Origin of the sequence: Boudabousia tangfeifanii, from assembly GCF_001856685.1 — a bacterium.
In the GTDB taxonomy this organism is placed as follows: Bacteria; Actinomycetota; Actinomycetes; order Actinomycetales; family Actinomycetaceae; genus Boudabousia; species Boudabousia tangfeifanii.
On the sequence record NZ_CP017812.1, the window covers coordinates 66,113 to 88,156 of the forward strand.

General features: G+C 53.7%; 11 protein-coding genes. 9 read left to right on the plus strand and 2 right to left on the minus strand.

The genetic code is table 11. The features are described 5' to 3' along the window. The first annotated feature begins 236 nt into the window (after nucleotides 1–236). The 5 genes from BK816_RS00255 (at nucleotide 237) to cysE (ending at nucleotide 4,350) form a co-directional block, all read left to right on the plus strand. Complete coding sequence (locus BK816_RS00255; RefSeq protein WP_071163380.1) at nucleotides 237–2,003, plus strand: sodium-dependent transporter; 1,767 nt, start codon at nucleotides 237–239, stop codon at nucleotides 2,001–2,003. A gap of 12 nt (nucleotides 2,004–2,015) precedes the next feature. Then, nucleotides 2,016–2,261, plus strand: a complete 246-nt coding sequence (locus BK816_RS00260) for a hypothetical protein (protein ID WP_071163381.1) — start codon at nucleotides 2,016–2,018, stop codon at nucleotides 2,259–2,261. After that, nucleotides 2,258–2,461 carry a methionine/alanine import family NSS transporter small subunit gene (locus tag BK816_RS00265; RefSeq protein ID WP_071163382.1) on the plus strand — a complete coding sequence of 68 codons (204 nt, stop codon included), beginning with the start codon at nucleotides 2,258–2,260 and terminating at the stop codon, nucleotides 2,459–2,461. The genes BK816_RS00260 and BK816_RS00265 overlap by 4 nt, the downstream gene beginning before the upstream one ends. 381 nt (nucleotides 2,462–2,842) lie before the next feature. Continuing rightward, nucleotides 2,843–3,772, plus strand: coding sequence for a cysteine synthase A (cysK, locus tag BK816_RS00270; RefSeq protein WP_071163383.1), 930 nt, complete (start codon nucleotides 2,843–2,845; stop codon nucleotides 3,770–3,772). After that, the gene (cysE, locus tag BK816_RS00275; RefSeq protein WP_071163384.1) at nucleotides 3,772–4,350 is read left to right on the plus strand and encodes a serine O-acetyltransferase; all 579 of its coding nucleotides are present in this window, start codon (nucleotides 3,772–3,774) and stop codon (nucleotides 4,348–4,350) included. Before cysK ends, cysE begins: the two co-directional genes overlap by 1 nt. A 121-nt stretch (nucleotides 4,351–4,471) precedes the next feature. Here cysE and BK816_RS00280 read toward each other — a convergent pair whose 3' ends face one another. Further along, on the minus strand, nucleotides 4,472–5,806 hold the full coding sequence (locus BK816_RS00280; RefSeq protein WP_071163385.1) for an MATE family efflux transporter: 1,335 nt from the start codon (nucleotides 5,804–5,806) through the stop codon (nucleotides 4,472–4,474). Between the two features lie 521 nt (nucleotides 5,807–6,327). On the opposite strand from BK816_RS00280, the gene dnaB reads away from it, so the two are divergent. The 4 genes from dnaB (at nucleotide 6,328) to BK816_RS09015 (ending at nucleotide 20,636) form a co-directional block, all read left to right on the plus strand. Continuing rightward, nucleotides 6,328–7,701, plus strand: coding sequence for a replicative DNA helicase (gene dnaB / locus BK816_RS00285; protein ID WP_071163386.1), 1,374 nt, complete (start codon nucleotides 6,328–6,330; stop codon nucleotides 7,699–7,701). Between the two features lie 536 nt (nucleotides 7,702–8,237). Beyond that, complete coding sequence (locus BK816_RS00290; protein WP_071163387.1) at nucleotides 8,238–15,479, plus strand: DUF5979 domain-containing protein; 7,242 nt, start codon at nucleotides 8,238–8,240, stop codon at nucleotides 15,477–15,479. Between the two features lie 67 nt (nucleotides 15,480–15,546). Further along, nucleotides 15,547–17,331 (plus strand): SpaH/EbpB family LPXTG-anchored major pilin, encoded by a 1,785-nt coding sequence (locus BK816_RS00295; protein WP_071163388.1) that lies wholly within the window; start codon nucleotides 15,547–15,549, stop codon nucleotides 17,329–17,331. 182 nt (nucleotides 17,332–17,513) lie between these two features. Next, nucleotides 17,514–20,636 carry a class C sortase gene (locus tag BK816_RS09015; RefSeq protein WP_083378932.1) on the plus strand — a complete coding sequence of 1,041 codons (3,123 nt, stop codon included), beginning with the start codon at nucleotides 17,514–17,516 and terminating at the stop codon, nucleotides 20,634–20,636. A gap of 112 nt (nucleotides 20,637–20,748) precedes the next feature. Here the strand turns inward: BK816_RS09015 and BK816_RS00305 are convergent, their stop codons facing one another. Then, a complete protein-coding gene (locus tag BK816_RS00305; protein ID WP_083379211.1) occupies nucleotides 20,749–22,041 on the minus strand; it encodes a GHMP family kinase ATP-binding protein in 1,293 nt (430 codons plus the stop codon). Nucleotides 22,042–22,044 lie beyond the last annotated feature (3 nt).

Consider the following 22,044-nt stretch of genomic DNA (forward strand, 5'->3'; position numbering starts at 1 on the left):
TTGACCCGATTTCCCCTAAATGACCAGTATTTGACTATACACCTATGCACCTTACCCTTCGGTTTCAAAGCCGTGGATAAAAGACAAAGTACCGATTTTCACATTTATAAACAATTGGGTGTATATTATTGCAAATTTATAACAAAACTTGCGGTTAGCTTTAATTTTTCTCTCTATTTAGTAAAAACATAGTAAACTCACCATTGTTTTCTAGCTCCAATGCAAAGGGAAATACTATGGATACTACTAAACAAACTACCGAGGCCTCCGCCTCGCGAGAAACCTGGTCCTCTCAGACTGGGTTCTTGCTCGCAGCGATTGGTTCGGCTATCGGCCTAGGCAATATTTGGCGTTTCCCTGGAATCGCCTACAAGAATGGTGGGGGTGCCTTCCTCATCCCTTACATCGTGGCACTATTTGCTGCCGGTGTCTCCTTCCTCTTGTTGGACTACGCCCTCGGCCACCGACTTCGTGGTGCGGCCCCAACCGTATTCCGCCGCATCCACCACCGGGCCGAAATCCTCGGCTGGTTTAAAGTAGCTATCTCCTTCATCATCACCTGCTACTACGCGGTGATTATTGCTTGGGCGCTACGCTACGCCATCTTCTCCCTAACCTTGGCGTGGGGTGACGATCCCGCCAGCTTCTTCATTAAAGACTTCCTCGGTGGGGGCAACCCATCGCCAGCCACCGAACTACACTTCAGTCCCGTCTGGGGTGTTTTTGCCCCGTTGCTCATTGTTTGGGTAGTGATCCTCGGGATCGTCGCCCTCGGCGTGCAGCGTGGTCTAGAAAAGGCCAATAAAGTCGTGATTCCCGCCCTCGTCGTCCTATTCGGCGCAGTGGTAATCCGCGCGGTGACGCTCCCGGGCGCCACCGACGGCTTGAACGCCTTCTTCACCCCTAACTGGTCGGCACTATCCGACGGGGGCGTGTGGATTGCAGCCTTCTCGCAGATCTTCTACTCCCTATCCATTGGCTTCGGCATCATGGTGACCTACGCTTCCTACTTGCCGCGCCGCACCAACCTCGGCGGCACCGCTTATGTGGCTGCTTTTGCCAACTCCTCCTTCGAAATCCTGGCCGGCATTGGCGTGTTCTCCGCCCTCGGCTTCATGGCTTTCAAGCAGGGCGTGGCCATTGGTGACCTCCAAGGCATTACCGGGGTGAGCCTCTCCTTCATCTCCTTCCCAATGATTATTTCCAAGATGCCCGGTGGCGCCATTTTCGGCTTCCTCTTCTTCACCTCTTTGGTGTTGGCCGGCATGACCTCCCTCATGTCGCTAATCCAGGTGGTTTCGGGTGCCTTCCAGGAAAAGTTCAACTGGCGTCCAGTGCGCGCCTCGATCACCATCGGTGTTCCGGCCGCCTTGGTTTCCCTCCTCTTGTTCTCCACCACCTCGGGCCTAAACACCCTTGACGTGGTAGACAAGTACACCAACGAAATCGGTGTGGTGCTCTGTGCGATCTCCACCGCCGTCCTCGTTACCGTGATCCACCCACGCCTCAGCCGGCTCCGTCGCCACATCAACGTCCTTTCCAATGTTCACATTGGCAAGTGGTGGGATTTGATGGTTGGCTTCGTAGTTCCAGCAGCCCTCTTGTGGATGCTCATCCAAACTGCGGTAAGCTTAATTAAGGATGGCTACGACGCCTATCCTGGCTGGTACACCGCCTGGTTTGGTTGGGGCGCGATCGTATTCGCTTTGATCAGTGCATACATTCTCACCCTCACCACTTGGCGGCAAGACGTCGACGACTTCACGGTAATGCCATTGCCGTATCGTCCTCGTGACCGCTATGGACGGATTATCACTTCGGAGCCAAAACTGAAGTTGATTCCAACCGCCCAAAAGAGCGAGGGCGCTCCGGTCGGTGTTCGCGAAGAAGACGACGAATTTGAATATGGTGATCCGAACGCATACCTAGATAATCAGGTAGGTACCAACGTCGCTGATGGTACAAACACGGGCGTTCAATCGACGGCGAACGAACGACAATAAGGAGTGAACATCATGAAAATGTTCCATCTAACAGGCGAAGACGACCACAAGGACGAAAAGCACCACCATGAAGACGAGCGTCCTCGGAGCCTAGAAGAAGTCGAACGCGACTTCGGCGAAGAGATTGCTCCAGATGGTGATTTCACCGACCCTAACGCGTACATCGAAACTCATATGGGTGGCGTAGGCGCAGACGGCGGGGCCAGTGAAGTAGCTTGGCAAATGGCTAAAGAACAGAATCGAGGGATGACCAGATGACCAGTTCCGCAATTATTATGATGCTAGTGGCAATGGCTGTGGTTTGGGGCGGACTCGCCTACCACACTTGGTCACTCCGCTTCCGGCCGATCCCGCCTTTAGCTCCCGAGGTAGAAACCTTCATCTCGGCAGTTGAAGCAGAAGGTGAAAGCGTCGCCAAGGCCGCTGCCAAGCGCGTAAACCAGCGTAAAGGTAAGTAGCTCCTAGTTTCCCTGGTGGGCAGATCTGGTATTACTGGATCTGCCCACCAGTTTTTAGTTTTCTCTCGGTGAAGTTGCTGGAAATATAGCGGATTCTGGCAGCAATTGTGCCGGGGAAAAACGGTTGAGAGGCAAGCTGGGGCTGACGGATCGCATAACGGTCGTTATGATGTAATCACACGTTTAGATAGTTTCTTTGGAGGTGAAGCAAATGCCAGTCGTTATCCGCATTGCTTTCACCACCTGTTGTTGTTTTTAGGGTAGTTGCACCTACGCGCTAGTTCGCGGTGGGCACTGCCCTTTTTCTGTGCGCTTTTCGCACCCACTTTTTGAACTTTTTCTGATTTTTCCCAACTCTCTACTTGCCTGAAAGGCTAAAAAATGATTAACGCAGCTCAGAATGTCACCGAACTCATTGGCTCCACCCCATTGGTTAAGCTCAACCGTTTGACCGACCACGAGAATGTTTACGCCAAGGTCGAGTTCTTCAACCCCGGCAGCGCCGTCAAGGATCGTATTGCCGCCGCTATTGTCGATGCCGCCGAAGAATCCGGTGAGCTTCGCCCCGGGGGCACCATCGTGGAAGCCACCAGTGGGAACACCGGTATTGCCTTGGCCATGGTTGGCGCTGCCCGCGGCTACCAGGTCGTGATCGCCATGCCGTCCTCGATGTCGAAAGAACGCAAGCAGTTGATGCGTTTCTTTGGCGCCGAACTGATCCTCACTGACCCCAAGGAAGGCATGAAGGGTGCGGTAGCGGCCGCCCAAGAAATCGTGACCGAACGAGAAAATGCGGTCCTTGCCTCCCAGTTCGCAAACCCGGCCAACCCTGCCATTCACCGCGCCACCACTGCGGAAGAAGTTTGGGATGATACCGAGGGCGCCGTCGACATTTTCATCGCCGGCGTAGGTACCGGCGGCACTGTTTCCGGTGTTGGTTCCCGCTTGAAGGAACTCAAGCCAGAAGTACAGATTATTGCGGTCGAACCAGCTGAATCCCCGCTACTTTCTGGTGGTCAAGCAGGTCCTCACGCCATCCAAGGTTTGGGCGCTAACTTCGTGCCAGACAACTACAATGGCGAAGTAGTGGACGAAGTCTTGCAGGTCAAGGGCGAGGACGCCATTAGTTTCTCGCGTCGCGCTGCCGCCGAAGAAGGCCTCTTGGTAGGCATTTCTGCGGGTGCTGCCTTGGCTGCCGCCGCCCAGGTTGCGGCCCGTCCAGAAAATGCAGAAAAGAACATTGTGGTGCTCTTGCCAGACACTGGTGAACGCTACTTGTCGACCGGACTATTTGAGGGATACGACGCCTGATGGGAATGCGCGAGCAACTGGCGGAAGATTTAAGCACCGCCATGCGAAGGGACCCGGCTGCCCGCAGTCGGATTGAAGTAGCCTTAACCTACCCTGGGGTTCACGCCCTGTGGATGCACCGGCTAGCTCACGCCACTTGGTTGGCGAAATTCCCAGGACATCGCATGGTGGCTCGCTTAATCTCCGCCTGCTCGCGCACCCTCACCCTGGTTGATATTCACCCAGCCGCCCATCTTGGTCGCCGACTATTCATTGACCACGCCACCGGGGTAGTGATTGGTGAAACCGCCAAAGTGGGCGACGATTGCGTGATTTTCCACGGGGTTACCCTCGGTGGGGTGGACATGCGCAAAGGCAAGCGTCACCCAACCATCGGTAATCACGTCATGATTGGAGCTGGCGCGAAGGTCCTCGGCCCGATTTACATTGCCGATGGCGCACGCATTGGCGCTAATGCCGTGGTCGTCAAGGATGTTCCCGAATGCTGCAGTGCCATTGGCATTCCCGCCACCACCAAGGGGCTATGCGAAGAAAGCCAAGCCTCTGAACTAATCGTCGACCCGACCTTGTTTATCTGAGCCCCCTGTTTGTCTAAGGCATAGGCGATTATCTAGGGTGGTTGGTGCGCGCTTGATTCGCGCTTAGTTTGCGGTCGCGGTTCGCTTTCCGAGGGCGTTTCCCGCCCTCGGCCCATGGGAACTACTTGCGCAGCAGGTCCTTGGCGCCGTAGGTATTTGTCAGGCCGCGAATCCCCATGAATGCGCCACCGATGGCTAGCCACAGCCAGAAGCTGGCCCATGCTGGGCTCAGGGCGGAGCCGAAGTGGCCAACCAACCAAATAATCGGGGCGTAAACCAGTAAGTTTACGATGGAAGCGATGGCGAGGAAACGAGCTCGGTTCGCCCCAATCAAAACCCCATCGAGCAAGAAGACGTAGCCGGCCAGCGGCATGCAAGCGCCGATCGCTAGTAAACCTACGGTGGTGGCGAGGCGAACTTGCGGGTCGGTGGTGAAAATCCAGGGGAAGAAATAGCTGCCCGCGAAGAAAATCACCAGAATAATGCCGCCCATACGCCAAGCCCAGGTGGCGCAACGACGGAGCACCAGTCGGACTCTCTCATCACTGCCGGTGCCCAGACCGTGGCCGATCAAGGCTTGCGAAGCTACCGCCAAAGAATCCAGCGCGTAGGTCCCGATGGTGTAAATCGAAGTGACCGCCTGGTAGGACGAAAGCGTAATTGCTCCAGCTTGAGCCGCCGCCCAAGTGGTCAAAATGATTGCGATTCTCAGGCTGACGGTGCGCGCCACTAGGGGAGCGCCGGCCTGCCCCACCAGTTTCAAAATCTTGGCCGAGGGCGCAAGGGAAACCCCGCGGGCTTTTGCGCGATGACCAATGATGCTCAAAAGCGCCAAGGCCATCAAAGTCTGGCTCAGGGAAGTGCCCGCACCCGAGCCGATAATGCCCCAGCCGAGCCCATAAATTAGCACCGCATTAGCCACGGCATTAAAGGCAGTACCACTAATGGCTACAATCATTGGGGTGCGAGTATCAAGTAGACCGCGCATTGCCCCAGTTCCGGCTAGCACCAAAAACATGCCGAGGACGCCTGGGGTCGAAGCGTGAATATACTGCACGGCATATTGGGCGACCGCCTGATTCGGGTCAAACCAGCTAGTAAATAGGGGAGAGCCGAACCACAAGATCGGCATAATGATCAGGCCGAGGGCGCCTGCCAACCACAGACCCCCGATTCCTGCAGAAATGGCTTCTTTGGGCTGACCTTCGCCAAGTTTGCGGCTGGCCAGAGCCGTGGTGGTGTAGGTCAGGAAGATGAAGAGGTAGACCGCGGTCATGACTACCGTCGATCCAAGTGCTAGACCCGCAAGTTGATCGGTACCTAAGTGACCGACCATGGCCGAATCGGCCATCACCATCAGCGGTTCAGCCAGCATGGCCGCAAAAGCTGGGGCAGTTAATTGCAGGATCTGGCGGTCAACATCGCGAGCGGATTTAGCGGGAGCGGGGTCAGTCATGCGGACAAGTCTAACAAACCAAGTAGGCCAGAAAATACGACCCAGATAACTATCTGACAAGTAACCTTGAAATGTCTCACTTTAGGTCAGACATTTATAGACACAGTGTCATTTACCCCCAGGTTTATCCACAAGCAATTTTTATCCACAGGGTGTGCATGTGGAGTTTGGGGATAATTTTGGCTTTATTCGGGGATTTCGCGGAAAAATCTGGGTCGACCTCTGTTATTTTAAAAACGAAACCACAGGTAAGTCCACATGCTTTTCGCGTGTCATCCACAAGTTATCCCCAGATATCCACAAGTTGTCCACTTTGGGGAAATTCTTTGATTAGACGAATGAATTGAATCCGGAGATAATCAGCCTAATAAGCAACCCGAAAGCCCTCATTTGGCTTTAAACTTTGACCCCGGGAAAATGTGTTTTCGGCCTATTTTGTTACGGGCTAAGAGAACAAATGAACCAGGGTCGCAAAATGCTGACAAAATAATAAGCACTCATTTAAAGCCTTGGAGGAGCCCATGTCTGAAGAAGCCGATTACGATCGCCAGTTACCGTCCGATTTGGATGCGGAAGAATCGGTGCTTGGAGCTCTGCTCCTTTCTAAGGACATTTTTGCCGAGGTCGACCCGATCTTGCGCGAAGACGACTTCTATCGGGTCAACCATGCTCTGATCTACCAGACAATTCGCAACCTTTACGCTGACGAACAGCCAGTAGATATGGTGACCGTAGCGGCCGAGCTAGGTAAGCAAGGCCAGCTTAAGCGTGTCGGTGGCGCTAACTTCCTAGCCACCTTGGCGGCTAAGGTTCCCACTGCCGCGCACGCCCCTTACTATGCTGAGATTGTGCGGGAGCGCGCTATTTTGCGTCGTTTGGTCGAGGCCGGCACTAGGGTGGTGCAGTTGGGCTATGCCGATGATGGTCGCGATGTAGACGACCTCGTCAATTTTGCCCAAAAAGAGATCATGGAAGTCTCGAATCGAGAAGTGGGCACCGACTATGTGCCAATCTCTGAGGTGCTCGAACCCACTATCGAGTCGATTGAAAAGCTAGCTAAGGGTGGCGCATCCGAGGGCGATGTCCCGACAGGCTTCGTCGACCTCGATCGGGTTACTAATGGTCTGCACCCTGGCCAGATGATTATTGTGGCTGGACGTCCGGCAATGGGTAAATCCACCTTGGCGATCGACTTCTGCCGTTCCGCGGCCATCCACCACAAGATTCCGGCAGTCGTTTTCAGTTTGGAAATGGGGCGTGAAGAAATCATGCGCCGCATTTTGTCGGCAGAGAGTGGGGTGCTGCTCAGCAAGCTGAACACTGGTGACATGGAGCCTCAGGACTGGAAGAAAGTCGCTCGAGTCATGGGCTCTTTGCAAGAAGCTCCCTTCTATATTGATGATTCGCCGAACTTGACCATTAACGAGATCCGCACCAAGGCTCGGCGTCTAAAGCAGCAAAATAATCTTGGGCTGATCGCGATTGACTACCTGCAGTTGATGACTTCAGGCAAGAAGGTAGAGTCTCGTCAGCAAGAAGTTTCTGAATTCTCTCGTGCCCTAAAACTTTTGGCGAAGGATCTACAGGTACCGGTGATTGCTGCCGCTCAGCTGAACCGTGGTCCTGAACAACGTACTGATAAACGCCCCATGATGGCTGACCTACGTGAATCCGGCTCGCTAGAACAGGATGCTGACGTCATCATGTTGTTGCACCGTCCTTCCTATTTCCAAAAGGAAGATCGTCCTGGCGAAGCAGATATTATTGTGGCAAAACACCGTAATGGTGAAACCGGTACTGTCAAGGTTGCTTTCCAAGGCCACTTCTCACGCTTTGCTAACTTGAAGGAATCCACCGAGGGCGCTCCTGCCGGCGGGCCAACTACTGAGTTCTAAAGGTTTAATCTGTCCTTTACGGTGGTCGTAAATAATCGTAATGAATTGGTTTTAAAGACTAAAAAACACTTTGGGATTCATTGCTGACGCAATTTAGCTTGGCATTATAAATCTCAATCCAATTTTCGCAATTTTTCTGTTTTCTCTACCTGAAATTTACTTTGGGACTAAAGTCTTTGGTGATTTGACTAAACATGCAATGGTGTGCTTTAAAAATGCAATATACAAGAATGTATCCATTTTTGTGCTTCAAATCACTTTATTTTAGATATTTAGGCTTTTCTCAAGTTTTCAAAATTGTTGAGAATGCTAGTAATCGTTGAAATTGTGGGAATTAATAACCGTTTAGAAAATATATACACAACTGTATATTTTTCTTTGGCATAATAAATCCACAAGATTATCCACAAATTTGAAAAATATTAAGTTGCGTTGAATTAATTCTGGTTTTATGGTTCAAAGTGTGCATTGTGCGACAGGAAATCTGTTGTCTTGTTCACATAGTAAGAATTTAAAATCGAGGAATTGGTTGTTCTATGAAAGACACGAAAAAGGCTTCGCGCCGTTCATTAGTGAATTTTGCAGCCATTGGTTCGACGGTAGCGGTTGCCCTAGCCATGCTGGTGCCCACCTACTTTGGCCTTGGAGCAAACGCTCGTACTGCAACTGCGGTCGAGGGTGTAGAACTAACCGTTCCCGATATTTCGATGGCAGTATCCAACCCACGTATTGCTAATGATCCAGAAAAGGGTGTTGAGATTACCAGAGACGGTTGTTTGCGTACCGGTCTTGGGATCGAACATCGCACGACCGAAACTGTCTGGAATGGTCAAAATAATTGGCTGGATTCCTATGAGCGTTGGCTAACTGCCACGCCAAACAATCGTCCGACTGAGTGGAGTTATGTGGCTCGTGGTAAGGAGCCGATTTATCCCTTGCCGCGTTGTCCGCAGTATATGGATCTGAACAAACAGACTTCGCTTGGTATTCAACCAAATAATCCTGGACGAGTAACTGCCGGTAAGCCCTTCGTTCTGGGTCGTATTCGCCACAACAACATTGAAGTTAGCTACCTTGTAAACGGTATGGACAACACCTTCAAGTACTTGCGTGCGAACTTCAAAATGCGCCTTGGAGACAAGGAAGATATCTTCCCTTGGACTCAGTTCGAAACCTTCAATGAAAAGGTTATCGGTAACCCACCGAATGAAACAGTCTTGTACACCTGTGAGCTAGGTAGTGTCGCACCAGATGGTTCTGGGCGTGGTAAAGGTAAAGTTGATCCGCTGCAGAAACACTGTTCAGATGACATCTTGACTCTAAGCAAAACTGTTTCAGATAAACTTTCGATTGTTGAAAACGGCGTCAAATATGACCTAAATGTTCGTGGCTTCGTGGAAGCTGGCCCAGATGGTCAGTGCCCAGAAGATCCTGCTCTATCTGATAACAAGAGCAAGTTCATTACTGCGGAAAAGAAAGATACCATCGCATGTATCTACGCTTCATTCGATGAGGAACGTCCTGTAAAGATCGCTAAGCAGGTCGAACGTGATGGTAATGCAGCTGTCCAAATCCCTTCCGTAAACTTTACTAAGGATATCCCCGGTTTATGGGAAACTGCCTATGATACTTTGACTCCAAGCGGTTGGGGCGAAGCTGGTAAGGCCGTCTCAGATCGAATCATTAACGTTGTTCCCAACGGTGAAAACATTAAGGTTAAAGAAGAGCGATTGGTGCCAGCACGTCGTGGCGACGATGGTGATGGTTGGCAGCTAGAAGCGATTAAATGTACCGACGGTGTTGGCCAAGAGATTCCGATTCCAGCCGACAAAATTGATCTTGACAAAGGCACTATTGACCTCAGTGCTATTCCTGCCGCCAAGAGCGCCGCTGCGATCCCAGTTACCTGTACTTTCGTGAACCGTTACCGGACAACCACTCCGCCGCCACGACTAACCATCATTAAGAAGGTGGTCGGTGGTAGTGCCCAACCCAGCGACTGGACTTTCGTAGCTGAATTGCAACCTCGTAGCGCTGACTATGTGTTGCACTCGGGCGAAACCAAGGAAATTGCCCCAGGTGCCTACATTCTTAACGAATATGAAGGCCCAGATGGGTATGAGCAATTCGGCGACTGGGAATGTGTCAGCGACGAGGGCAATGGTCGACTAGAAAAGCCTAACCGAGTAATCCTCGATAACGGCGACCACCTGACTTGTACTATCACAAATAAGTTGAAGGCCTCCGATCTAGTGCTTGAAAAGAAGCTCACTGGTGATCGAGCTGGACTTAAACCAGATGCACGCTTCAAGATTCACTACACCTGTACTGGTGACGAACTATCGACGCCACTTAAGGGCGTTGCTGAACTTGCCGTAGATGAAACCAAGACTGTTTCAGACGTGCCACTTGGTTCAGTGTGTACCGTGGAAGAAGAACCACCAACCGCAGACATGCTAAATGGTCCGCTTTACCAGTGGAACCCATACACGGTAACACGCGATGGTGACTACGAAATGCGTCGTGCCCGCACCTCCGTATTCGGTGGTGGAGCCTACTACACCAAGGTGTACGAAGGTTCTAACAAGGTTACCGTCACCAACTCGATCCGTTCTGGTTCGCAAGTAACCTTGGAAAAGCGCATCCTAGACTCCAATGGTCGCGAAATCGCCAGTACCGATGAGCGCTTTGGTGCTCAGAACTGGATGTTAAAGTACTCCGATGCTCTAAGCCGTCACGCGGCGAGTGCTGATGACGATGAAGCACACCGCACTTGGATGGTTGAACCAGGCAAGTTCACCATTTCAGAAGCTGGTTTGACTGAGACTGCAAAGCTCTTTACTCAGAAGTCCGTAAACTGTGAAGTACAGCGATCTGGCGAATCTGACTACTCGCCACTTCCGGCCAATCCAACCGGTGATTACACCATTAACAGTGGTGAAAAAGTTAAGTGTGTATTCGTAAACCAGTTGCGCGCTCCGAAGTTGGTATTGACCAAGCAAGTTACTGGGGCAGGTACCGAAGTTCCTGGTGGCGATCGCAACGACTGGCGTCTAATCGCACGCCTCGACGGTAGCCGTTTGGCCCGTTTGGATGGCACTGGTCAGGTACAGGGAACTGTTAACGCTGGTACCTACCAACTATCTGAAACTGCGGCATCTCGTTACGATGACCTTTCGGCCTTCACCCGTGGTGAATGGCAATGTAAGCGCATCGAAATGGAACGCAATACTCTAGGCGATGCAGCCCCAGATCCCGATCAGCCACTACAGGGTTTCCCTCGCGCTGTTGAAGTTCAAAATGCCGAAGGTGGGAACGGAACCCTTCAAGTTGATGAAGGTTATGACTACTCTTGTGTCATCGTCAACACCATGCGTAACACCTCTTTCGTGATTGAAAAGGTAGTCACTGGTGAAAAAGCAGGTTTGGTTGACCCTGATACCACCTTCAACATCAGCTACCGCTGTACCAGTGATGTTCTTCCCGCACCACTGACCGGCACAGCAACCTTGGCAGATGGCGATACCAAGCGAGTAGATAACGTTCCAGTTGGTGCCAACTGTGTGGTCAGCGAAGCAAAGCCTGCAACCGAACTACTAGTAGACAGCTCCTACCGTTGGGCAGACCCCGTAATCTCGCCAGCACCACTAACTGTGGCCATGGGCGGCGAAAACAAGGTGACTGTCACCAACCGAATTGATCGTGATCGGGGCACCTTGCGACTAGTAAAGGTACTCCTTGACACCAATGGTCAAGAAGTTGAAAGCGTTGGCCGGGTAACCCCATACACCTGGATCTTGACTGCCAGCCGCACCGACTCGAGTGATGTCGTTACTGGTCGTACCGGGGTTGAAGGTACCGTACCTGCTGGACGCTACACCCTTTCCGAAAATGACCGAGGTCGTGCCCCCGGCTTTAGCCAAGTTGGTGTCAGCTGTGTTAAGAACCTAGGTAACGGTCGCACTGAACCGACTGGTTCAGGTACCTCGGTTGACGTCGCCAATGGTGATGACATCACTTGTACTTTCCGTAACCAGCGTGACGGTGGTTCCATTACTCTCCTCAAGAAGGTAGTGGGTGAAGGCAAACTTGAGCCTCGTGAAACATGGACCCTAGAAGCACGTCAACTGGGCTCGGTTAACCCTGAAGTTTCCGGAAAACACGGTGTCAAGGGCACCAACCTTCCAACCGGAACTTACCGACTGAACGAAACTCCAGATAATGTACCTGGTTATGTGCTCGTTAACTGGCAATGTCAGAATGCGGACGGAATCCCAGTTCAACTCGGAATCGGTAACTCTTTTGAACTACAAAAGGGTGACGATATCACCTGTACGGCAACCAACCGCCGTACCGAAGGCCCAGCTTTCAACGTAAAGAAAGAAGCTGCACAAGACGAAGTAACCGTTAACGTAGCAGAAAAGACTTTCGTAGCTACCTACAATGTGACGATTGAAAACAAGGGAACTGTGGCAGAAATGCCTGGCGACCTCACTGAACGTCCAAAGTTCCCGAATGGCTTCAATATCACCAACGTAGAAATTAGCCGTGATGGGCAAGCTCTTCCAGCCACCTCTCGTGATGGGGTCTGGACTGTTACTAGCGAAACCTTGGGTGAGATGCAGCCACAGGCCAAGCAGGTACTAAAGGTAACTATTACCGGTACTGTTGACCTTGAAAAAGCAAAGCAACTAACCCCAGCCGATCTAGTTTGCCAAAACGTTCGACCTGGTGACCTAAATAGCGCTACCGGCGGTTACAACCGAGTAGAACTATCAACCGAAAAGCCTGGCGAAGATGGCGACAATGACGCATGTGAACCAATCAAGCCGAAGTTCTCGGTCAGCAAGAGCACCGGTGAAAGCCCAGATGCTCCGATGGTTAACGTCGTCAACAATAATGATGGCACCTACACTGCAATCTACTCAGTCGTAGTACGCAATGATTCCCTAGTCCCTGGTGAAATCCCAGTTATCCGAGATACCCCAACCTTCCCCGCAGGGGCTGAGATCAAGTCGGTTGAATTCTCATCCGAAGGCAAGACCTCAGTGCCGCTACCTCAAGAACGGGACCTAATCAAGGTAGCTCGCACCTCGACTGAGCTAAAGGGACTCGAAAGCAAGGTTTACACAGTCAAGTACGTGCTCTCATTCGGCCCAGCAGCTAACAAGCTCACCCAAGAAGCATTCACTTGTAAGACAACCGATACTTTTGAAACTGAAAACCCATCCGGTTTCTTCAACAAGGTTGTCCTCGAAGGTGACAATGTTGCCGATCGTACCGATGACAATATTGCCTGTGAAAACTTGCCACCTGTGTGGGAAGTAGCTAAGCGTGACACCGACGCTACCTCAGTGGTGCCGCCGGCTGAAGGACCGGTTGAACTCCCGTACACCGTGACGGTTTACAACCGAAACCCATATGCTGCCACCCCAACCGGCTTGCTAGATTTGATGACTCCACCAGCTGGATACGCCATCGAATCAGTGAAGGTAGTAAACCCTGAAGGCATCACCTTCACTCCAGCACAGCCCGCAGAGGATCCTGCAGGAACCTATCGTTTCAATATCAACGGTGTTGGTCAGATTGCTGGTAATGGCGAACTTGAAATCAACGTCATCATCAACGCTGTGGTCAAAGATAAGGAAAAGGTTGAAAAGCTAACTCCCGCTGACCTAGTCTGTAAGGACGCAAACCCGCCAACAGATACCGACAAGACCGCAATGTTCAACCAGGTCTTGGTTGATAACGAACCAGGTGACAAACTCACCGACAACCAAGCATGTATCTCCTTGTCCCCAGCCTTCAAGCTACGCAAGGAAAACGTTGAGGAATCGCCGGTAGTTGACGGAAACACCATTACCGTTAAATATCGTGTGGTTGTCTCGAACACCACCGGTGTTAAGGGCGCGGTCCCAACCATCACTGATACCCCTAACTTCGGTAAGGGCTTCGTCCCAACGAATGCTCGAGTAGACGGACAAACTGTCCCGGTAACTACTGATGAAACTACCGGCCAGTTGAAGTTTGAACTACCAACCGAACAAGATGGACAGATCATGCTAGAACCAGGACAAGAAAAGTCTTGGCTAGTCGAAATGGATGTCAATATTGACCCAGCAGTTCCAAACTTCAGTGCCGAAAATGGCATCTGTGAAGGAAAGGCAGGCGAAGGTTTCACCCCAGCCAAGGGTCTATACAATAAGGTTTCTTTCAACGACGCCCCAGATGGTGACGGCGAAGCTAACAATGAAGCCTGCCAGAACTTGACTCCGAAACTATCCGTCAAGAAGACCAATGCGGCAGACGAAAACGGTGCTCAGCCAAACGGGGGTAGCGCCAGCTACGACCCAGAAACTGACACCTACACCTCCGCATACGTCGTAACCTTGCAAAACGAATCGATTATTCCGACTCGAAATACTGCAGATGTCATTGATGTCAACACTTTCCCAGCTGGCGTCAAACTACTCGAAGTCACCGTGGCGGAAAACGGTGGAGCTCCAAGCGAGAACCGCCTTGAAGAACTACAAGAAAATGGCAAGTTGTTGCTACAAGCAGCAAACACTAGCCAGGTGCTTGCAGGTAAGGGCACCGGAGAAACTCCAGCTGCCGGCTCCTTCGTCAAGTACACCGTGACCTACAAGTATCAAGTAGACACTGCAGACAAGTCATACGACGAAACCAAGTTTGTGTGTGCTGCCGACCAAAACTACGACACCGCTAACCCAAGTGGTCTCGTGAACAAGGTCAACATGGAAGCCGATTCCGATGGCACCACCAATAACTACGCTTGTCAGAACCTCACCCCACGTTTGCGGATCCAAAAAGATATCACCACAAACGGCGGTGAAAGCGGAGAAAACCAAACCTTCGAAGTCATCTACGACATCAAGGTAACTAATGATGGCGACCTACCAGGTGACACTGGAGTACTCACTGATACTCCAAAGTTTGCCCCAGGCCTGATCATCAACTCCGTAGAAAAGGGTGAAGCTGGAAAGAACGGCGAATTCGTCTTCACTAAGACTGAAATCGGCGCTGATGGAAACATCCCACTGAGCAACGGTCTAGTGATCAAACCAGGCGAAAACAACGCCAAGTACTTCAAGCTCCGCTTCAATGTCACCTTGGACCCCTCGGTCCCAGAGTACAACGAAGAAGCCCTAGCCTGTGAAGCCAACAATGAAACCGTTTACACCCCGGCAAAGGGTCTGTTCAACCGTGTCAACATGGACCTGCAAAAGGATTCAGATGGCGCCAAGAACAACGTAGCGTGTGGACCGGTAAACCCAGGCGCTGGCAAGAAGGTCGTAAAGATCATCAAGCAGGGTCAAGAAGGCAACCTAGATGGTGCCGAATTCGCCCTCTACCCGGTTGACCCATCCACCCCGGATGCTAAACCACTCGAAAACGGGGTCACCCGCGGCGCCGCAGTTGGCGAGTTCGTCACTGCCGCCCTCGACCTCAACAAAGACTACTGGCTAGTAGAAACCAAGGCGCCTTACGGGCACCTGCTACTAGCAAAACCCGTCAAGTTCCACCTCGGTCCCGAAGGGATCGTAACGGACAACGAGATCGCTACCGGAGCGATCACCGTGACGGTCAGTAACGCGGAAAACGGTCCTACCATCACCGTAACCGACTTGGAAGCAGGTCAACTGCCCAAGTCTGGTGGGATCGGCCAACTTCCGTACGTTTTGGTGACACTCCTACTGCTAGGTGCAGCCGGAGCAATCCAATTCACTTCATCCCGCAGGCGGCGAGAGCTAGTCTGAGGCGTTGAAAGGCGACTCAGATTAGTGAGTCACCCCCTGTAAATGACAATTTCACATGGAGACACTGATGAAAAACAAATTTGTACACGCGGGCCTAGGAGCATTCAGTGCTGCCGCCCTGCTGGGTGGAGCCTTGGTTCCCGCTGCAGCCATCGCAGCCCCTGGCGATTACGACGACTCGGTTAATGCTGTTAACCCAGAAGCCCTCAGCGTTATCGACGACGCTAAGGACGGTCAGGCATCGCTAACCATCCACAAGTACGAGCAGCCTGAAACCCCAACCGGTCTACCAAACGACGGTATGCCACTAAAGGCTGACGCCCTCTCGGCTCTAACCGCACTTGAAGGCATCAAGTTCAAGATCCAGCGCGTATCTGACATTGACCTCAAGACCCAGGCCGGCTGGGAACGTGCAGCCGCCCTCGGCAAGCAGGCCAAGAGCGAAGGCGCTGAAGCTGTAGCCAAGACCCTTTCCTTCGACGAAGCTAAGGAAGGCTTGACCGCCGCTGACGGCTCCCTCTCCTTCTCCTCCCTTCCATTCGGTTTGTACTACGTCACCGAAGATTTGGCTGGTTCCACCAACCCTAAGGCAGCTCAGGTAACCCCAGCCGCCCCATTCTTCTTGACCGTACCGTTGACCAACACCCAGCAGCTCAACAACTGGGTATACGACGTACACACCTACCCGAAGAACTCTTTCTCCGAAGCTGAAAAGTCCGTTCAGGACGATGGCGCCCCAGCAGTTGGTGACACCCTCACCTACACCGTTAAGGGCAACATTCCTAAGCTCGGCACCTACGAAGTCGAAGTTGATGGCGAAAAGGTAACCAAGGACTACACCCTTGCTAACTACCAGATCGTTGATCCTTTGGACGCACGCCTCGGCTACGTTGAAGACTCCGTCAAGGTCACCTTGGAAGGCGCCGAAGGCGTTAACCTAGAAAAGGGCACCGATTGGGAAGTTGGTGTCTACAAGCCAGAAGATGGCAAGACCTACGTCACCGTAGAATTCACCGAAGCTGGTCGCGCTAAGCTCGTTGCCGCCCGCAACGCCGGCACCGCAGCCACCAAGGTAGTTGTCAAGCTTGACGCCGTAGTTAACTCCCTCGGCGCTGACGGCAACATCCCGAACACCGCTGTTTTGATCCCGAACCAGCCAAGCAACCCTTGGGACAAGGATCGTGGCCCAGGCCAGCCAGGCACCCCACCTCCAGGCATCCCAACCAACACCGTAGTTTCTAAGTACGGCCGCGTGGAAATCAACAAGGTTGACTCCAACGACGACACCAAGAAGCTACAGGGTGCAGAATTCCAGGTGAAGCGTTGTAAGGTCGCCAATGACGCCATTGACGCCATGAACGTCAGCCCAGAAACCGCCTTCCGTCTCGACACCCCAGTCGAAGCAATGGAAGAATCCGCTCTCGAAGTTGGCAAGAAGGGTGCAGACCGCAAGTCCACCTTCGTCACCGCCGAAAACGGTAAGGTTCTCATCGACGGCTTGCAGCACAACGACTGGCGCAACGACTCGAAGGAAACTGAAGGTCAGATCGACCTTAAGGATCCAGCATCGTACGGCGACTACAACGCCTACTGCTTGATCGAAACCAAGGCTCCAGAAGGCTACGAACTTCTGGCCAAGCCAATCCCATTCTTGGTCACCGATCGCACCATGAACGGCACCGAGAATGCCACCTTGCCGGTCACCATCAAGAACGTCAAGACCAACAACGGCTTCAACCTACCAGTAACCGGTGGTGAAGGCATCGCCCTTCTCGTCACCGCTGGTGGCTTGCTAGTTGCTGGTGGCGCACTGGTTGCACTTCGCAATCGTCGCAACAAGGCAGAAGCCTGAAAAGACCAAACTAAAGAAGAGCAATAAGCCCTCCTTTAGTTAGCAGATTTGAATAGCCCGCCGGCGCCGCACCGCTGGCGGGCTATTCAATTACCACCTTTGCCACACGCAAACTAACTGCCGCGAAAGTGCCAAAGGCACATTAAAATAAGACAGGTACGTCCAGCCTAGAGGAGTAGAACATGAGTGAAAACACCGAACCAACGAAGGCTTCGGCAACTCCCTCACGCAGCCTAGACGAAATCGATGCCATTCTGGCGCAGATGGCTGGATCAACCCGCTCTTATGCTCGCGAAGCCTTCCAAGCCAAAACCACTAAAACCGACAGCCCAAAAAGCAGTCCAAAAACCGCCGCAAGTAGCTCCAAAAGTGCTCCAAACGCTAAAGGAAATAGTGCCAGCGGGCAGCCGGTAACGTCAGCACTCAGCACCCAAACGACCGCGCCCACAAGCTACCCAACCAGCGCAACACCACCAGCTTCTGGAGCACCACAAACGCCAAGTGCCCAAGCAAAACCAGTAAATGCTGAAACTACTAGCGTTTCCCCGACTACTTTAAAACCGACACAACCAAGTCCCGTCGCAGCTCCGCTGACCACCACCGGTAGCAATGAGAGTATCTACTCAATACTCTCGACTGCTACTTCTGCCGGCAAAAACCCAGAATCACCTAAACCGCACCCCTGGGCGACTTCACGTCACGAGCCGGTAATCTCCGCAAGTAGTCCAGCACGAGCCACTTCATTCTTCAGTACCCGACCGCAAAACACAGGAACTACTGAACCAAAAGCGGAAGAAAACTACGACTCCTTCGCCACCCGTCTTCCCGAAGGATCTTCGGAAACAGGTACGGAAAAAAGCTCCGAAGTCCCAGAGCCAACAGTTATGGGGCCAGCAGGAGCTACTGAATCCGAAGCTACCCCGACAACTGGCCCAGCAGGAGCATCCGCTGAAACTACCGCTGCAGTTGGCGGCCCGGCAGGAGCAGCCACCGTCCAACCCGTAGACGACAATGGGGCAGTAGCAAACGAAACAGCTACCAGCCATCCTGCTACCACTGCTTCAGAAACAACCTCAGCCCCCGTAGCAAGCACCACGAGCGCGGCTCACCCGACCTCGACACCGGCGGCCACCGCACCGACCATGGCCGCAGCTACTGGGGTGCCAATCGCGGCAGTAACCACCGCAGCAACCCGCAGGCTCCTCGAGCGACTAGCGCAAGACTCGCCCTTACCGCTCGACTATCAGCCAACTCTCAGCTTTACTCCGCCAACTTCAAGCTCGGAGACGGCATCAGGCGAAGTAGATCCAGAAGCAATCACTTCTCCCTTCGGGCTACCACTCAATGTCCCACACACCACCAGCACCATCCCGACAGCACCGGCTCCTCAGTCCACCGAAACCGGCCTCGGTCAAGACAGTGAAGTTGGGGAAAAGTCAGCCGAGGTCGACCTCGGACAAACAGATGCCAGTGCAGAAAAACAAAGCGGCCTACTATCGGTACAGCCCACCGAAATTGATGGGCACGAAGAATACCCACTCCCGCTAACCGAGGACGGGGCAGTCCACGAGCCCGCTCCCGACGACGAATACGAACCACCCACCCCAGTAAGCTTTGGAGCAGTTGGGGAAAGCCTCGAACATGCTCCTCAACCAGAAGTGGCCGCCCAAGACCAGGGACTTATTCCTGAAAGCGGGACCTACGCTTGGGAAATCGGTGAAGACCTCGATGACCTCCAAGGCGCCAACCGCGAATCCGATACCATGCCAGGTGGGGCCAAGGCGGCAGCCGGTGGGCTGGCAGGAACCACCACAGGTGTACTTGCCGAGTCTGGTGAAGCCGCAGCTGCCCAGGGCACTGCTGCCGAGGCCGGTCCAACCCCACTCGGTACGACCCCAGTCGGTGCAACCTCGCCCGGCACTACCCATGGTGCCGGTCAAGCACCCGGCTCAGCCGCCGGCCAAGTATCAGGCACAGCCGCCGGCCAAGCACCCGGCACAGCCACCGGTCAGAGCGAAAGCGTAAATGCGGATGCACTTGGACAAACTTTCGAAGCTGCCCCGGCCCCAGGTGAAACTGCTGGCATGCCCGGACCTGAAGCAGAGCCGGGAGAAGCCGGTGAAGTAGCCGCGACCGGTGAACAGCCAGCCACTACGTCGCACGGTCAGGCAAGCACAGGGGAGGTTGCCACCGACTCGGATGGTAAACCATTACCCCCATGGGCCCCAACCACCGCTGCAGTCGCCGCCGGAGCAGCCACCGCGGCCGAACTACCCACCGCAGAAAATGCCTCAGCGGCAGTGGCCGCACCGCCGGCACCGCCCTCGGCCCAGCCAACTAAACCAACTAAGGCAAGCAAGCGGCAAGCAAAGAAGGCTGCGAAACTAGCGGCAAAGCAGGCCGCCGCGAAACTGGGAACAAAACCAGCCAGAAAGCGCACTTGGAAAGACCGTTTCATGAGTGCCCTGCCGGTCATCCTCGTGCTAATTGGGGTAATGGTGCTGCTCTACCCGGTAGTTTCCACCATGCAGAATGATGCTCGACAGCAACAGATCGCCAACGAGTACAAGGTAGAAACCCAGGCTGCCGGCCCCGACAAACTTGGCGAACAGCTTGAACATGCCAAAAAGTACAACTCGGAACTGTACTCCAAGCCGATTCTGGACCCCTGGTTGAACCGCGTCAGCCCAGATACGCCGCAATACCAGGAGTACCTCTCACAGCTCAACATGACGCCAGTGATGGGACGCATTTCCATCCCCAAGATCCACCTCAATCTACCGATCTACCACGGCACTAGCGTCCAAACCCTTCAGCAGGGCGTCGGCCACCTCTTCGGCACCAGCCTCCCCATTGGTGGCACCTCCACCCACGCGGTGCTTACCGGGCACTCCGCCCTCGGTACTGCCACCCTGTTCGACAACCTGCCTGAACTAAAGCCCGGTGACGAGTTCTTCATCAACGTCCTCGGTCAGGCCTACAAGTACCAGGTCAAGAACACTAAAGTGGTGCTCCCAGACCAAACCGAAGACCTCGAACGCGTGCCCGGGGCTGACCTAATCACCCTGATTACCTGTACTCCATACGGCGTTAACACGCACCGACTGTTGGTCACCGGCCAGCGCGTCGCCATCGACCCGGTCAAGGCGCAGGCAGAAGAAGCCGCTTCGCTCCCAGCGCCAATGCCCACCTGGATGTACCTGATCATTTGGGCCGCCTCCATCATCGTGGCCGTCACCTTCGGCCTGCTGCTCTGGGGCTTCATTAAGAAGCGACGCAAGCAAAAAGCCGTCAAAGCCTCATAGCTGGACGGCAAACAAAACTAACGGTTAGTGGCCGAGGACGAATCCAACGTCCTCGGCCACTAACCGTTTCAGAATATTTATCGCGCTCGCTAGAACATTGCGCTCGCTGGAACTAGAAGTTCAGGGCGATGCGGTGCGCGTTGGCCCCTGGGCGGGTGACCAGCATCTTGGCGTTATCGGCCTCAGTCGGGAACTCTTCCCGGTAGGCCTCCAACCAACGCTCAGCAAAGGCATCCGCTTCCTGGGTAGGCACGAGTGCCCAAACGGAACCGCCGAAGCCGGCACCGAAAGCGGAAGCAGCAGCTGCGCCCTGCTCCTTGGCCAAACGAGCCAAAGCGCGGGTTGCAGGCACCTGGTTGCCAAGGCCGTGGTCGGTCCAGTGCTGGGAAAGTTCCACCACGCGGCCAAACTCTTCAATGTCGCCCGCTTCGAGGGCGTCACCGGCGGCAGGCACCAGCTCGTAGCTTTCAATCAAGAACTGTTCGAGACGCTTACGCAAGTAGCCGTCTTCGCCGACGATCTCACGGATCTGGTCGGCGGCCTCGTCACTGGAGTTGACCGCATCGGCCAAGAACAGGTCGCTACGGCCAGTCTTTTCATTCCACATGGCGAGGATGTCGCGGGTCGACTGGGAAGCGCGGTTGTAGTCCTCTAGGGCAGCACCGGTCTTTTCCGCCAAAACACCCGAAACGGCCACCACGAAGGAGTAGTCGGCGGGGAATGGCACGACGCGTTCGCGACGAACCGGGCAGAAAGAGTACTGCACCAACGCGTCAGTTTCACCGCACATCATGGCGGTATGATCCTCGGAACCACCGAAAGTACCAACGCCCTTGTGGCCGGCCAGCTCCTTGAAGCTCATGCCGTTTTCGTTGCAGGCAAGGTAGGCGGCAAACTCTTCCGGGCTAGCAATATTGCGACGGAAAGCGTCGGAGGATTCCACCCCGGAAAGGTCCATCAAGCAGCGAGCTAAGCCTACCACCATGGCCGAGGACGAACTCATGCCCGAAGCCAACGGCAAAGTGGTAGAAACTTCGATGTCAGCACCCTTGATCTGGCCAGGGAAGTTAGCCACGAGGCGAGAGACAACGGCGGCCGCATAGCCGGCCCAGTGGCCCCCACCGTAACCATCAATCTGGTCGGACAAAGGCAAAGCCACCGGCTCATCAACGGCGTCGGAAGAAACCCGAACGACGTCTTCGCCATTGGCGCGAGCCTGGAAGGTAATGCCGAGCGAAGCAGCAGCCAGCAAGGAACGGCCACCAGCATAGTCGGTGTGCTTACCCAAAACCTCAATACGGCCAGGCACGAACCAAGAAACGGCCTGAGCGGGGGTGGGCAGAGCGGTAGAGGCTAGTTCAGCCGGCACCTCTTTGGTAGCAAATGGGGCGGCAGCGCTGTCCATTCC